Genomic DNA, 15,766 nt, shown 5'->3' with positions numbered 1-15,766 from the left:
ACGAGATAAGAATAATGTGTACAAAATAAATTCTCTTCGAACTACTCATGGATATAACCTAGAGGAACCATCAAAACAAGTCTTTTAATAATCCCAATTCGGGATAACCCACATCGTAAGTTATTGATAAAACTTATGATGTATCTACTTAATCCTACAAAGTCATATTTTTAATAGTGGGTTTATAGGGAAACCAACAATAAGCAATCAAACCTGACAGCAAGTTTGTGATAAATCCCGTCTGTAGTGGAACGATAAAACTGGACAGCGCATAAGAGGCTATACTAACCCAAAGAAGGAAACTAGTATGACCAACAAACGCAATCAATATACCCGAGAATTCAAATTAGAAGCCATCAGCTTAGTCACTGATCACAAACGTAAAATACCAGATGTGGCAAACTCACTGGGTATTGGCAAATCTACCCTGCAGAAATGGCTGAGTCAGTACCGTCAAGAAATAAAGGGTCAAGCACCTAAAGTCGGCAACGCTTTAACGGATGAACAGCGCGAGCTACAAGAATTGCGCAAACAAGTTAAGCGACTCACTATGGAGCGCGACATCTTAAATGAGGAGGGATAAAACGAAGCACTGCTTCGTCCCGACGCAAGACGAGAGCTATGCTCAAGTGAGGCTTCTGCTCTGCTGGCCTTGGACAGCCTGAACGGCTATCGCTGATAAGCAGGCTTGCAGAGCAGGACAAACAGGCCAGTAAAAGCCTTTTATGCAAGCTGTTTGGGGTGATGAAAAGCAGTTACTACTACGGAGTAAAGCCCAAGTTAATTAGCCTTGACACTATCAAAACCAAAGCCTTAATACGCCAAATACTTAACGACTCAAAGCGATCAGCAGGCGCTCGCAGCATTGCTGCCATACTCATGAATGAGCATAACATCAAGCTGACCCGTTATATGGCAGCTAAGATTATGGCGCAGATGGGGCTTAAAAGCTGTCAATTGAAAACGCACAAATATAAGCACTGTGATGAGGCGCATACAACCCATGAAAACCTATTGAACCGTAACTTTAGCCCCACAGCGCCCAATCAAGTCTGGACAGGTGATGTCACTTATATTCGCATTAAAGGCAGCTGGTGTTAGATTTGTATGCTCGGCGTGTGGTGGGCTTTGCCGTGTCAGATTCGCCTGACAGTATGCTGACAACCAAAGCGCTGCAGATGGCATATCAGACGCGCTTACAGCCAATTGGAGTGCTGTTTCATTCTGATCAAGGTACCCATTACACCAGTAAGAAATTCGCTGAGTCCGTTGCTAGTTGTGACGGCATGAAGCAGAGCATGAGCCGAAAAGGTAACTGTTGGGACAACGCGCCAACTGAAAGGTTCTTCAGAAGCTTTAAAACAGAGTGGATGCCAAAAGGCGGTTATGAGGATATTGCTGAAGCTCGGACTGCCATTATTGATTATATTTGGGGCTATTATCAGTCAGTGAGACCACACCGGTTTAATGAATATTTAACACCGCTAGAAAAAGAGAAACTCTACTTTAACAAAAACCTCTTATCAGCTGTCCTAAATTAGTTGACCACTACAACCCCAACCATCAGGCAAAGAAAACCCCCCATCGCTTTCGCGAAGGGGGGTTGTCTAGGAATAGAGAGCTGACGATGACCTACTCTCACATGGGCGAACCACACTACCATTGGCGCAAAGACGTTTCACTTCTGAGTTCGGGAAGGGATCAGGTGGTTCCGTCTTGCTATTGTCGTCAGCAAAGGGGGTTAGATATGAGTCTGTAGTTGTTATTATGACGTCAAGTTTTAGCTTGTCATCGACCAACTTGTAACCTCACTGAATCAAGGTTAAAGGTGATATCGAAATATATATATTCTAAAGCTTTCGCTTTACAAGATAGATTAATTAGAGCTTTGATACAAACCACTTGGGTGTTGTATGGTCAAGCCAAACGAGCAATTAGTACAGGTTAGCTACATGCATCGCTGCACTTCCACACCCTGCCTATCAACGTCGTAGTCTTCAACGGCTCTTTAGGGAAATCTAATCTTGAGGTGGGCTTCTCGCTTAGATGCTTTCAGCGATTATCCCATCCGAACGTAGCTACCGGGCAATGCCACTGGCGTGACAACCCGAACACCAGAGGTTCGTCCACTCTGGTCCTCTCGTACTAGGAGCAGATCCTCTCAAATTTCCAACGCCCACGGTAGATAGGGACCGAACTGTCTCACGACGTTCTAAACCCAGCTCGCGTACCTCTTTAAATGGCGAACAGCCATACCCTTAGGACCTGCTTCAGCCCTAGGATGAGATGAGCCGACATCGAGGTGCCAAACACCGCCGTCGATATGAACTCTTGGGCGGTATCAGCCTGTTATCCCCAGAGTACCTTTTATCCGTTGAGCGATGGCCCTTCCATACAGAACCACCGGATCACTAAGACCTACTTTCGTACCTGCTCGACTTGTGGGTCTCGCAGTTAAGCGCGCTTTTGCCTTTATACTCTACGACCGATTTCCGACCGGTCTGAGCGCACCTTCGTACTCCTCCGTTACTCTTTAGGAGGAGACCGCCCCAGTCAAACTACCCACCATACATTGTCCTCGGTATTGTTATACCTGAGTTAGAACCCCAACATGACCAGGGTGGTATTTCAAGATTGGCTCCACCGAGACTAGCGTCTCGGCTTCAAAGCCTCCCACCTATCCTGCACAAGTCAGGTCAAAGTTCAATGTAAAGCTGTAGTAAAGGTTCACGGGGTCTTTCCGTCTAGCCGCGGGTACACAGCATCTTCACTGCGATTTCGATTTCACTGAGTCTCTGCTGGAGACAGCGCTGCCATCATTATGTCATTCGTGCAGGTCGGAACTTACCCGACAAGGAATTTCGCTACCTTAGGACCGTTATAGTTACGGCCGCCGTTTACTGGGGCTTCGATCAAGAGCTTCGCTTACGCTAACCCCATCAATTAACCTTCCAGCACCGGGCAGACATCACACCCTATACGTCCACTTTCGTGTTTGCAGAGTGCTGTGTTTTTAATAAACAGTTGCAGCAGCCTGGTATCTGCGACTGCCAACAGCTCAAGGAGCAAGTCCTATCACCATCGGCAGCGTACCTTCTCCCGAAGTTACGGTACCATTTTGCCTAGTTCCTTCAGCAGAGTTCTCTCAAGCGCCTTGGTATTCTCTACCTGATCACCTGTGTCGGTTTAGGGTACGATTCGTTTATAACTATAGCTTAGAAGCTTTTCCTGGAAGCATGGTATTTGCCACTTCGCTGTACAAGTACAGCTTGCTATCAGATCTCAGCATAATGACAGTCCGGATTTGCCTAAACTGTCTGCCTACATCCTTTCACCTGGACAACCAACGCCAGGCTGACATAACCTACTCCGTCCCTCCATCGCATTATAAACAAGTATCGGAATATTAACCGATTTCCCATCGACTACGCCTTTCGGCCTCGCCTTAGGGGTCGACTCACCCAGCCCCGATTAACGTTGGACTGGAACCCTTGATCTTCCGGCGTGCGAGCTTTTCACTCGCATTATCGTTACTCACGTCAGCATTCGCTCTTGTGATACCTCCAGCATGCCTTACGACACACCTTCACAGGCTTACACAACGCTCCCCTACCACTTGAAAACAAATTCAAATCCGCAGCTTCGGCTCCTAGTTTGAGCCCCGTTACATCTTCCGCGCGGGCCGACTCGACTAGTGAGCTATTACGCTTTCTTTAAAGGATGGCTGCTTCTAAGCCAACCTCCTAGCTGTCTATGCCTTCCCACCTCGTTTCCCACTTAACTAGGAATTTGGGGCCTTAGCTGGCGGTCTGGGTTGTTTCCCTCTCCACAATGGACGTTAGCACCCACTGTGTGTCTCCCGGATATCACTCATCGGTATTCGGAGTTTGCATCGGTTTGGTAAGTCGGTATGACCCCCTAGCCGAAACAGTGCTCTACCCCCAATGGTGTTCGTCCGAGGCGCTACCTAAATAGCTTTCGGGGAGAACCAGCTATCACCGAGTTTGATTAGCCTTTCACCCCTATCCACAAGTCATCCCCTAGCTTTTCAACGATAGTGGGTTCGGTCCTCCGGTGTCTGTTACGACACTTTCAACCTGCTCATGGATAGATCACTCGGTTTCGGGTCTATGCCCTGCAACTAAACGCCCTATTAAGACTCGGTTTCCCTACGGCTCCCCTAAACGGTTAACCTTGCTACAGAACATAAGTCGCTGACCCATTATACAAAAGGTACGCAGTCACCCCAATAAATTGAGGCTCCTACTGCTTGTACGCACACGGTTTCAGGTTCTATTTCACTCCCCTCACAGGGGTTCTTTTCGCCTTTCCCTCACGGTACTGGTTCACTATCGGTCAGTCAGGAGTATTTAGCCTTGGAGGATGGTCCCCCCATCTTCAAACAGGATTTCTCGTGTCCCGCCCTACTTAATATGTTAACGCTAATGTTTCGAATACAGGACTATCACCTACTACGGTCAGCTTTCCCACGCTGTTCTTCTACATTAGCATTAATCGGCTTCTCCCCGTTCGCTCGCCGCTACTTGGGGAATCTCATTTGATGTCTTTTCCTAAGGGTACTGAGATGTTTCACTTCCCCTCGTTTGCCTCTTGTACAAGTACAAGATACCTAGCTTATGCTAGGTGGGTTTCCCCATTCAGAAATCTCCGGATCACAGGATATTGCCGCCTCCCCGAAGCTTATCGCAGGCTGTCACGTCTTTCATCGCCTCTGACTGCCAAGGCATCCACCATGTGCGCTTCATTACTTGACCATACAACCCCAAGTAGTCTTTCGACTTCAAAGTGTTATATAAGTCTAATTATGATAACGATATCACCTAATTTTATACGCTTGATTCAGTTCTCTTTACTTTTTTAGCAATCAACCCCTGGGATAACAACTGATGTCGTTAAGGAGCTGATTACTAAGGTTAGAAACAACGCGTGAACACGTGTTCCTAACCCAGACTCATATCTATGTTTTTAAATAGTCTCTATGCTCTCGTCGAGTCACAGATTCTGTATAAAACAGAAAGAAGTAATCATGTTGATATATTGCTATATCAGAATCACTTGTTTCTATTTGATACCTATTTACTTATTAGCATCTAAAGATTCGTTTATTATGTGGTGGAGCCAAACGGAGTCGAACCGTTGACCTCCTGCGTGCAAGGCAGGCGCTCTACCAACTGAGCTATGGCCCCTAATAATGGTAGGCCTGGGCAGACTTGAACTGCCGACCCCCGCGTTATCAACACGGTGCTCTAACCAGCTGAGCTACAGGCCTGTACGAGGCATATACCTCTAGCTAATAAACTAGCTTAAACTAAAGAACAACTTGTTGTGAATTCTTGCTGACCGAATGTCATCTATAAGGAGGTGATCCAGCCGCAGGTTCCCCTACGGCTACCTTGTTACGACTTCACCCCAGTCATCAACCACACCGTGGTGAACGCCTTCCCGAAGGTTAAGCTATCCACTTCTGGTGCAATCAACTCCCATGGTGTGACGGGCGGTGTGTACAAGGCCCGGGAACGTATTCACCGCGGCATTCTGATCCGCGATTACTAGCGATTCCTACTTCATGGAGTCGAGTTGCAGACTCCAATCTGGACTACGATAGGCTTTTTGAGATTCGCATCACATCGCTGTGTAGCTGCCCTCTGTACCTACCATTGTAGCACGTGTGTAGCCCTGGTCGTAAGGGCCATGATGACTTGACGTCGTCCCCGCCTTCCTCCAGTTTGTCACTGGCAGTATCCTTAGAGTTCCCGGCTTAACCCGCTGGTAACTAAGGACAAGGGTTGCGCTCGTTGCGGGACTTAACCCAACATCTCACGACACGAGCTGACGACAGCCATGCAGCACCTGTATTCTAATTCCCGAAGGCACTCCCGCATCTCTGCAGGATTCTAGATATGTCAAGACCAGGTAAGGTTCTTCGCGTTGCATCGAATTAAACCACATGCTCCACCGCTTGTGCGGGCCCCCGTCAATTCATTTGAGTTTTAACCTTGCGGCCGTACTCCCCAGGCGGTCTACTTATTGCGTTAGCTGCGTCACTAAGTCCTCAAGGGACCCAACGACTAGTAGACATCGTTTACGGCGTGGACTACCAGGGTATCTAATCCTGTTTGCTACCCACGCTTTCGAGCCTCAGTGTCAGTATTATGCCAGAAGGCTGCCTTCGCCATCGGTATTCCTCCAGATCTCTACGCATTTCACCGCTACACCTGGAATTCTACCTTCCTCTCACATACTCTAGCTCAACAGTATCAGATGCAGTTCCCAGGTTGAGCCCGGGGATTTCACATCTGACTTATCGAGCCACCTACGCTCCCTTTACGCCCAGTAATTCCGATTAACGCTTGCACCCTCTGTATTACCGCGGCTGCTGGCACAGAGTTAGCCGGTGCTTATTCTGCAGCTAATGTCATCGTCTCCGGGTATTAACCGAAGAGTCTTCTTCACTGCTTAAAGTGCTTTACAACCAAAAGGCCTTCTTCACACACGCGGCATGGCTGGATCAGGGTTTCCCCCATTGTCCAATATTCCCCACTGCTGCCTCCCGTAGGAGTCCGGGCCGTGTCTCAGTCCCGGTGTGGCTGATCATCCTCTCAGACCAGCTACAGATCGTCGCCATGGTAGGCCTTTACCCCACCATCTAGCTAATCCGACTTAGGCTCATCTAATAGCGAGAGCAGTAAACTGCCCCCTTTCTCCCGTAGGTCGTATGCGGTATTAATACGAGTTTCCCCGTGCTATCCCCCACTACTAGGTAGATTCCTAAGTATTACTCACCCGTCCGCCGCTCGACGCCTGATAGCAAGCTATCATCGTTTCCGCTCGACTTGCATGTGTTAAGCCTGCCGCCAGCGTTCAATCTGAGCCATGATCAAACTCTTCAGTTTAATCTTGCTATGAAGCTCTTTAAAGAAGCTTCTAAACTTGGCTCATTTAATCTGGCAAATCGCTAAAAATTATGTTCGTAATGAATTAACTTTGAGTTTTTCTGCTGTCTTAAATGATAATTTTTATAGTTAGAATGACTCCCGAAAAGAGAGTAAAACCAACTTTATTTTTTAACATTCTGAATCAGCAAAAATCCACACAAGTTGTTCTTTAGTTATGCTTTTAAATAATGTCTCTACTGTCGTCCAGTAAGAGTGTTCTTTCTAAATAATTAAACCAATCTGGTTTATCCTATTTAGCAAGCTGACCATCATATCATGTTTTAATAGTCTGTCAACTTCTTTTCTTGATTTGTTTCTTTAAGTTAACTGGTTAGTTATTGTGTAATCACACAGTAGCTGATTCCGGTTCGTCTTAATGAGGTGCGTATTATAGACGCTTTAATTAGTAAGTCAAGAGGTAAATTATTTTAATTTCAATGAATCTGAAATTAAATATTTTGGCTGCTTAATAGCTTCGCTATTAAACGTCGGTGGTAAACCACTTCCCAAGCCGCCTGCCCTTTCAACTGATGCGCAGTATACGCTGTTTAAGGAGACGGTCAAGGGGAAACTCATCAATGATGTTGGTCATTATGTCGCTAAGTTAACTTACCCCGCTAACCGACTGTTACTACTGGCAATTTATATTGAGAGGAATTTAAATAATTATCTTTTATCCTAACTGATTTTCCTAAGATTTATGTTTTTTTTAAAAGTAGGAATCATAGAAGCTTTAAAAATCTATTAAAAGCAAATACCAATACAGCCAACTCTAGATAAAACAGAAACGTTATGACGTTATGTTGCAACGCGGGATTGGAATGAATTTTACTGGCTTGCTGTGCCTATGCCTATATCTACAGAGGCTGCGTAAAAATCATCCCAATTCAGCTGTATCGCTTGAATATTGAATTCGCTATATTTATATATATTAAGAGCATATAAAAAAGGAACGTACCTATTGGTAAATTCCTTAATATGATGGTGATCGCAAGTTTTACATAATGTTTACATAGTTGCTTTAGCCTGTAAAGTGCTAACAATACCTGACAAAGCATAAATAATACCGATCGCTAAAATACCAACAGGGATGTCATAAAGCACAATACTCATGACCAGCACACCAATGATAAGCACCACGAAAGGGACTTTCTTCTTATCAAACTCTTTAAAACTATAGTATTTTACGTTGCTAACCATCAGCAAACCGCAAATAACGACCCAAGCAGCAAATAAAAACATCACAAGCGTATCGTATTGTCCGATCCATTGATTGTGATCAACGGCAACCATAACAGCTGCTGTCACCAAAATAGCGGCAAGCGGACTGGCCAAACCAACAAAGTATTTTTTATCGACCTCACCAATCTGAACGTTAAAACGCGCTAGACGGAAGGCGGCACAGGCAGTAAAGACAAACGCACAGCCAAGCCCAATACGACCTAATGGCTGCAAAGCAAAGCTATAAATTAAGATTGCCGGTGCAACACCGAAGGCTAACATATCGGCAAGCGAATCATACTGTTCACCAAAGGGGCTTTGCGCATTGAGCATACGCGCTACCCTGCCATCTGCACCATCCAAAATAGCCGATAAGAAAATCGCTAAAGAAGCTTTATAAAACTCGCCCTGTGTGCTCGCTAATATCGAATAAAAGCCTGACAGCAGCGATAAAGTCGTAATCAAGTTGGGCGCTAGATATACGCCACGACTGACTACTCGCTTACCTTCAGCGACTTCTGCTTCAATCACCTCAAACGTCAACCCATCATAGTTCTCATTATCCGCCAAGCGAATATCGAAATCATGCTCATCCACAAAAGGCGGTTGAGTGGCAGCGCTATCTTGTAATAAGGGTTCTTTGACCAAACCGTCATTCATCACTTTATCAGTGACCAGACTGCCCTTTGCAAGATCGTTTTTTTCAAGGCTAGGTGATGATTGATCAGTCGTCATAACAATATCCTTATTCGCCAACCAACCAGCGGACGGTGGTTGCACTATCAGGTGTTAAATCTGGTGCATCAGCCACTTTTAATACAGGCTGTAAGAAACGTAATATCTCACGCGCTTGGTTATCGAACTGCCATGGCGGATTAATCACGAGTAACCCTGTACCGTTCAGACCGACAGCGATATCTTTAGGATAGATATTTAGCTCACAGACCAGCTGACGTCTCATCTCAGTACGCTTGAGTTTTTTATAGAACAGCTCAACCGCATCGATGTTCTTGATTGGGAACCATAACGCATAAGTGCCTTGTGGCCACTTGTTATAAGAATGTACCAACAAATCGATTAGACGTGTAAAATCTTTGTGCTCCTGCTCGTAAGGAGGATCTAAAAATATCAAGCCACGCTTTTCTTTTGGCGGAATCACAGCACCAATACCTTCAAAAGCATTGCGATGATGAATGCCAATGGGCAATTTATGCAGCTGATAATTCAGTGCATCATATTCACTGGCTTTGGCTTCAAACGCTTCACCGCGCACGCCAGCATCTGGATTTTTTTCAACATGATGAGCAATCCACCACGGCGAACCCGGATAGACTTTTTTGTCATAGGTAAAACGGGCTTGCTTAATGCCTTCCATGTAATCTTTGATGGCAGCTGGTGCTTTTTCAACATCGGCTTTTACTAAGGCTTGGATGCCACCTTTGGCTTCACCCGTCTTGCGAGCCTCTTCACTGCCGAGCGAATACAGTCCACGACCGCCATAAGCATCAAGCACATAAAAGGGTTTATTTTTTTGCCCCATTTGGTTCAGTAGTTGTACCAATAAAATGTGTTTAACAACATCGGCAAAGTTACCAGCGTGATAGGCGTGTTTATAATTCATAAGTTCAAAAGTTTAAATAAGAAAAATTGCATCTATGGTAGCATAGGATGGCTAAAAGATAACGATGGTTTTGGTAAAAAGGCATAGATTGGCCGGGTAAAGATATAGATTGACGGTGTAACGACAGATAATGGACGATAGCGAGAAAAAATGACGAAGATTATTAGCAATCTTGATGTGACGACGTTGGTGGTTGATAATCCAATAGGTAAGGAGAGTCTGCCACTGTTATCTTTACATTCTACTAACTATAAGAATCAGGCGCTGCCGATCCAACATTTATTACAATCCTCTGATTTTGTGGTTAATTGGGAACATAAGCTGATAGATAAGGAATTGGATACGTTTGTTGATGATGGTTGGCTCATTATTGACGATGTCTTTGAACGAAAAGCCTTATTAGCACTGCAAGCAGAAAGTGGCTTTATCAACTATCGTGATGCTCAGCTGACAGCGGGTATTCGTATCAGTGATATTCGCGGCGATAAGATACGTTGGATTACCAGAGAATTTTTTGCAGGATATTATTATCTGCATAGTATCAATGCGCTTGCTACTCTATTCAATCAAAGCTTGTTCGCTGGTATTCGCCACAGTGAAGCGCATTATGCTTGTTATCCAGTAGGTTTTGGCTATCAATGGCATAGTGACAATCCATCTGGGCGTGATGAACGTGTTATCTCTGCGGTGTTTTATCTTAACGATGACTGGACAGCGCATGACGGCGGCGCACTAGAAGTCGTTGACAAACATGGTATCCATCACAATGTGATGCCTGTTGCCAATCGTTTGGTGATATTCGATAGTGACCTACAACATCAGGTGCAAATCGCTCATCGTCAGCGTTACTCTATCGCAACTTGGATGCGCCGTGATGGCTTAGTACCATTTGTAGAAGACAATATTTAAGTAGTTCTGTCATATTTATAAGAAATCTCTCACGAGCGACACCTCATTAACGATTCCATCTATACTCACTCTATCTATAAATTCGTAATAAAAAGGCTTCTCATGTCAGACATTGATAAAAACCGAAATACTCAGTCTCATACGCAAACAACTCATCAACAAGCAACATTGGATTTAAGTATCGCCTTACTTAAACGTCCTTCAGTGACGCCAGATGATGATGGCTGCCAAGACATATTATCTGAGCGGCTGATGCAAGCAGGCTTTGACTGTGAATTTATGTATTACGGTGATAGACAAGCAAAAGGCGAACACGCTGAAGTTAAAAACTTATGGGCGCGGCGTGGTACTACCAATCCGGTCATTTGCTTTGCTGGTCATACGGACGTTGTCCCGACAGGTGATGAAAATAATTGGACCTATCCGCCATTCACGCCAACCATTGCAGATGGCTATTTATGGGCACGCGGTGCTGCGGATATGAAAACTGGCATTGCCGCTTTTACCATCGCCGCTGAGCGTTTTGTTGCCAATCACCCTAACCATAATGGCTCTATTGCTTTTCTGATCACCTCAGATGAAGAAGGTCCATCTATTAACGGCACAGTCAAGGTAGTAGAAACGCTAGAAGCGCGCAATGAGAAAATTACTTATTGCTTGGTTGGTGAACCATCAAGCACGGATACACTTGGTGATATCATCAAGAATGGTCGTCGTGGCTCGCTCGGCGCAGTGCTCACTGTCACTGGTAAACAAGGTCACGTTGCCTACCCGCACCTTGCCTCAAATCCCATTCATGCGGCTATGTCGGCACTCGCAGAACTGACCAATGCTACTTGGGATAATGGCAATGATTACTTCCCTGCGACTTCCCTGCAAATATCTAATATCAATAGTGGAACGGGCGCAACCAACGTCATTCCTGAAACCTTAGAGGCTGTATTTAACTTTCGTTTTTCAACAGAAACGACTGAAGATGAACTAAAAGCGAAAACACATGCTATCTTTGATAAATATTTCGCTGATAGCAAAGCAGCTTATGATATTCATTGGAAATTATCTGGGCAGCCGTTTTTGACGCCTGAAGGTAAATTAGTCTCGGCATGCCAGCAAGCGATTAAATCTGTGACCGGAACCGATACGATATTATCAACTTCTGGCGGCACATCAGATGGACGCTTTATTGCACCAACCGGTGCGCAAGTGGTTGAGCTTGGTGTGCGTAATGCAACGATTCATCAGGTTGATGAAAAAGTTGAGGTAGACGACTTAGGGAAATTGGCGCAGATTTATGAAGGGATTTTAGAGAATTTACTATTAGATTAATAAGCATTGGTAAAAAAAGCGCCATCTCATACAGATGGCGCTTTTTTATTATAGATATTAATTACTTTACTCAATACCAATATACAGCTCGACTTGACCATATTCTAACTTACCCTCAACGTAACGCTCAAAGTCGACGTTATAAGTTCGCGTATGCTCACAGCTTGGATCATTGAAATACGTCCACGCTTTTTCCCATGCATTCATCACGGTATTAGGCATGTTACCGTATTCAGAAAACACCATGTATTTTCCTGCCGGAATAGTGACCGTTGTTAGGTTGCTTGCATTTTTATTCTTAGTAGCTTTAACAGTATTAGCCGTGTCGTCATTGTCTGAATTTTCTTGCCCATCTTGCTGACTGCTCACTTTCCAACTCGCAACCACATCAAAAGCGCCTACATCATCACTCTCATAGTTATGATAAATACCATAGATATCCTGATCCTTTTCAAGTTGGCTCACGTGATTTTTGTAAAAACTTTGCCATAGCTTGCCTAACTTTGCCGTTTCATGGCTGATTTCATCGGTGTTGGTGGTGCGTACGCTGATGCCTGTGCAAGTTTGTACGTCGATTAGTTCTTGGATTGGTGCAGTCATGAGACAATATGTCCTGTTTTCATTTGAGATTATGTTTATTAAAACTATGTTTGTTATTAAGGCTATGCTAATTATCAAAAAATAGTCAAAAGGTCAATCTAGTCGGCTTCGTCGATCCAATTCATCTGAATCGCTTCTAAGATACCTTCATTGGAGCGTTGCGGATCATCATCAAAGCCTTCAAGTTCAGTCACCCAGCGATGCAAATCCGTAAAGCGAATATACTGCGGATCGGTCTCTGGAAATTTTTCATAAAGCTCAATGGCGATATCTAAGCTGTCTGTCCATTTTAACTTCTGCGGGGTCATAGTAGCTCCTCATTTTTCAATTATTTTTATAAAATAGCATTATAAAATATATATGCGCTATCCTACCAAAATTCATCATAGGATTATAGGCAAGTTGGTTACGCAGCCTTTGTTGATTCAGTAGATTTGGCAGCTTTGATGGCTATTTGGTGGGCATTCCATGACTTAATAACTTCTGTCAGCTGCTCACCCGTCATATCTAGCACCTCAGTTGCGCACTTGCCTTGTTTATTGGTTAAGACAAACTTGGTCATACCCACTGCCATCAGCTGGTTCTTAACAAAAAAGCGATGCTCAAAATAGACATATTTTTTATCCCAACCGACAACTTTACTATTCACTATCATTTTATCTAAAAACTTAACTTGTTTAAGATAAACCATCTCCTGCATAGCAATAATCCAGCCGAGATTTTTAATGCCTTTGTGATGACAGCAGCTTATCAGCCATTTGGTGATATTTAGCTCAATAAAAGATAAATAGCGATAATTTGGCAGGTGATCGCGAAAACCCATGTCATGTGGTAATACCCGATACTGACGCGCAGTTGGTGCTGTCAATGTCTCAATACTCAGGTGATTGCTTATCGATTGCTGCTTAAGTTGTTGTTTGAGTAGGCTTACCATAATAAAGAAACGCAACAGCATATTCATAAGAAACCTTCTTATTTTATGATATTGATAATGAGAAAATATAGTCAGGGAAAAGCAATATCGATACATAACGTACTGCTGATATTAATTTTTCTTGCTTGCTGTGCCTACGCAGACAGAGGCTGCAAAAAATTTATACCAGCAGTACCGTAGCGTTTTTAAGGTATTTTAACTATACATTGTAGATAGCTTTAGATGGGCAATACTCTAACGCAAAAAAAGCCACCTCAGTGACTTTTTTATGTGAAAGCTTCTGTTTAAAAAATGATGTGTAAAACCTATTTTAAAGATTAGACCTCTTGCAAAAGTACCGTTTTATTGACCTCCGCTAACAGAGTATCAAGGGCTAGCAATGACTTATGCAAGAGATCTATTAATGACCAGCACCGTTGATACTGCGAACCATCTCTTCGACCATCTTCTTGGCATCACCAAAGATCATCATGGTTTTGTCCATATAGAATAAGCTGTTATCTAGACCGGCATAACCCGTACTCATTGAACGCTTGATAACCATAATCGTTTGGGCTTTAGTAACCTCTAGAATCGGCATACCAAAGATTGGTGACGTTGGATCGTCTTTCGCAGATGGGTTTACAACATCATTAGCACCAATAACTAATACCACATCGGTACTGGCAAAGTCTGAGTTAATCTCATCCATCTCTAAAATATCATCATAAGGCACATCTGCTTCCGCCAATAGCACGTTCATATGTCCTGGCATACGACCAGCAACCGGATGAATGGCAAAACGAACATTGACACCTTCTTCTTTTAATAGCTCATACAATTCTTTAACCGCATTTTGTGCACGACCTTGCGCCATCCCATAACCTGGGACAATCACCACACTACTAGCATTTGCCATAAGGAAGCCTGCATCTTCTGCTGAGCCTGCTTTGTAATTTTTCGGCGCGCCATCATCGCCGCCAGCTGCGACCGCTGATGTACCCATACCACCAAATAATACATTGAGTAATGAGCGGTTCATGGCTTTACACATGATATAAGATAGAATCGCACCTGACGAACCGACTAGCGAACCTGCAATAATCAACATCGAGTTGCCAAGGGTAAAACCAATACCCGCTGCTGCCCACCCTGAAAATGAGTTCAATAGCGACACGACCACTGGCATATCGCCACCACCAATTGGCGCAATCCACATCCAACCAAAAATCACTGCAATCACTGCCATCGCATAGAAAGCAGGTAATGAATCAGTGACAAAGTACACACCACCGAACGCAATCATCGCAATGAAAAGTGCCGCTTGGACAGGTTTTACCCAACTACCAATTAAGGTCTTAGCCCAGCTCTTCGCTGCCAATTTACCAAAGGCAAAGACAGATGCTGAGAAAGTAATCGCACCGATGAAACAACCGATAAACAATTCAACACGAGCAACCGCGCCATGCTGTTGTTCAGTATGCAGTACCGTTGCTAATGCAATCGCCACCGCTGCCAAACCGACAAACGAGTGCATCAAGGCAACCGTTTCTGGCATTTGGGTCATGGCGACGGTTTTTGCTTTCCACATACCGACGATAGCACCCAATACCATCGCACCGATGATTAACCAAAGCACGGGACCTTCCGCTAGGAAGAAAGTTGTTACAACGGCAATCGCCATAGCAACCATACCCAAGCGATTACCACGAATCGCCGTTTTTGGGCTAGATAAACCACGTAACGTCAAAACAAAAAGAATGGCACCGACGAGATAAAACCAGTCCGCATTTGCCGCAATCATATTTGATAAGTCACTCATGCGTCACCTCCAGTATCTGTTACTACTGCTTTTTTTACTTTTGGCTTAAACATCGACAGCATACGCTCAGTCACGGCAAAACCACCAAAAATATTGATACTGGCTAAAAATACCGCAAAAGCCCCAAGCAAACTGGTCGGTGTGAATATCGAACCATCAATGGTGACGGTTTGTAGCATTGCACCGACAATCACAATACTTGATAAAGCGTTGGTTACTGCCATCAATGGCGTATGCAAGGCGGGCGTAACACCCCAAACAACGTAATATCCAACAAAAATAGCAAGCACAAATACGGTAAAAATCGCTACGAATGGCGTGCTACTCATGGCCGCACCGGCTGGCGCTGCCGCTAAAATAGTGGCAATCATCTTATCCTCCTAAAATTGGTTCGTGTC

At 44.3% G+C, this 15,766-nt stretch carries 12 protein-coding genes, 2 tRNA genes and 3 rRNA genes; 5 read left to right on the top strand and 12 right to left on the bottom strand.

Translation table 11 applies throughout. From position 1 onward, the window contains the following. Positions 1-307 precede the first annotated feature (307 nt). From AC0J5Y_RS03000 to AC0J5Y_RS02990, 3 genes are all read left to right on the top strand, one after another. On the top strand, positions 308-583 hold the full coding sequence (locus AC0J5Y_RS03000) for a transposase (RefSeq protein WP_475131450.1): 276 nt from the start codon (positions 308-310) through the stop codon (positions 581-583). 161 nt (positions 584-744) lie between these two features. Next, complete coding sequence (locus AC0J5Y_RS02995; RefSeq protein ID WP_475131449.1) at positions 745-1,101, top strand: IS3 family transposase; 357 nt, start codon at positions 745-747, stop codon at positions 1,099-1,101. After that, complete coding sequence (locus AC0J5Y_RS02990) at positions 1,095-1,541, top strand: DDE-type integrase/transposase/recombinase (RefSeq protein WP_475131448.1); 447 nt, start codon at positions 1,095-1,097, stop codon at positions 1,539-1,541. Before AC0J5Y_RS02995 ends, AC0J5Y_RS02990 begins: the two co-directional genes overlap by 7 nt. A gap of 78 nt (positions 1,542-1,619) precedes the next feature. Here AC0J5Y_RS02990 and rrf read toward each other — a convergent pair. From rrf to AC0J5Y_RS02955, 7 genes are all read right to left on the bottom strand, one after another. Next, positions 1,620-1,733 (bottom strand): 5S ribosomal RNA (rrf, locus tag AC0J5Y_RS02985). A gap of 180 nt (positions 1,734-1,913) precedes the next feature. After that, a 23S ribosomal RNA gene (locus AC0J5Y_RS02980) occupies positions 1,914-4,775 on the bottom strand. Between the two features lie 356 nt (positions 4,776-5,131). Further along, positions 5,132-5,207 (bottom strand) — tRNA-Ala (locus AC0J5Y_RS02975). A gap of 6 nt (positions 5,208-5,213) precedes the next feature. Then, positions 5,214-5,290 (bottom strand) — tRNA-Ile (locus AC0J5Y_RS02970). 85 nt (positions 5,291-5,375) lie between these two features. Further along, positions 5,376-6,914, bottom strand: a 16S ribosomal RNA gene (locus tag AC0J5Y_RS02965). Together the 16S, 23S and 5S rRNA genes with 2 tRNA genes alongside form the textbook arrangement of a ribosomal RNA operon. 1,050 nt (positions 6,915-7,964) lie before the next feature. Next, entirely contained in the window at positions 7,965-8,912 is a 948-nt protein-coding gene (pssA, locus tag AC0J5Y_RS02960; RefSeq protein WP_475131447.1) for a CDP-diacylglycerol--serine O-phosphatidyltransferase, read from the bottom strand. A gap of 10 nt (positions 8,913-8,922) precedes the next feature. After that, complete coding sequence (locus AC0J5Y_RS02955) at positions 8,923-9,798, bottom strand: 23S rRNA (adenine(2030)-N(6))-methyltransferase RlmJ (RefSeq protein ID WP_475131446.1); 876 nt, start codon at positions 9,796-9,798, stop codon at positions 8,923-8,925. Positions 9,799-9,948: 150 nt separating this feature from the next. Here AC0J5Y_RS02955 and AC0J5Y_RS02950 point away from each other — a divergent pair, with 150 nt between their 5' ends. Together AC0J5Y_RS02950 and dapE are read left to right on the top strand one after the other, a co-directional pair. Next, positions 9,949-10,707, top strand: a complete 759-nt coding sequence (locus AC0J5Y_RS02950; RefSeq protein WP_475131445.1) for a 2OG-Fe(II) oxygenase — start codon at positions 9,949-9,951, stop codon at positions 10,705-10,707. A 102-nt stretch (positions 10,708-10,809) separates the two neighbouring features. Continuing rightward, positions 10,810-12,033, top strand: a complete 1,224-nt coding sequence (dapE, locus tag AC0J5Y_RS02945) for a succinyl-diaminopimelate desuccinylase (protein ID WP_475131444.1) — start codon at positions 10,810-10,812, stop codon at positions 12,031-12,033. A gap of 66 nt (positions 12,034-12,099) precedes the next feature. Here dapE and AC0J5Y_RS02940 read toward each other — a convergent pair whose 3' ends face one another. The 5 genes from AC0J5Y_RS02940 to AC0J5Y_RS02920 all read right to left on the bottom strand — a co-directional run bounded on the left by AC0J5Y_RS02940 (position 12,100) and on the right by AC0J5Y_RS02920 (position 15,697). Beyond that, complete coding sequence (locus tag AC0J5Y_RS02940) at positions 12,100-12,633, bottom strand: GyrI-like domain-containing protein (RefSeq protein ID WP_475131443.1); 534 nt, start codon at positions 12,631-12,633, stop codon at positions 12,100-12,102. 98 nt (positions 12,634-12,731) lie between these two features. After that, on the bottom strand, positions 12,732-12,941 hold the full coding sequence (gene iscX, locus AC0J5Y_RS02935) for a Fe-S cluster assembly protein IscX (RefSeq protein ID WP_011279849.1): 210 nt from the start codon (positions 12,939-12,941) through the stop codon (positions 12,732-12,734). A gap of 98 nt (positions 12,942-13,039) precedes the next feature. Then, positions 13,040-13,594, bottom strand: a complete 555-nt coding sequence (locus AC0J5Y_RS02930; protein ID WP_475131442.1) for an acyl-CoA thioesterase — start codon at positions 13,592-13,594, stop codon at positions 13,040-13,042. Between the two features lie 373 nt (positions 13,595-13,967). Beyond that, positions 13,968-15,368: an NAD(P)(+) transhydrogenase (Re/Si-specific) subunit beta gene (locus tag AC0J5Y_RS02925; RefSeq protein ID WP_475131441.1), complete on the bottom strand. Its 1,401-nt coding sequence runs from the start codon at positions 15,366-15,368 to the stop codon at positions 13,968-13,970. After that, positions 15,365-15,697: a proton-translocating transhydrogenase family protein gene (locus AC0J5Y_RS02920; protein ID WP_325245621.1), complete on the bottom strand. Its 333-nt coding sequence runs from the start codon at positions 15,695-15,697 to the stop codon at positions 15,365-15,367. The genes AC0J5Y_RS02925 and AC0J5Y_RS02920 overlap by 4 nt, the downstream gene beginning before the upstream one ends. Positions 15,698-15,766: the final 69 nt, after the last annotated feature.

It is taken from the genome of Psychrobacter sp. TS_SC_6 (assembly GCF_056156305.1).
The sequence above is the reverse complement of the archived record's forward strand: the minus strand, read 5'-3'. Positions and strand labels throughout refer to the sequence as shown.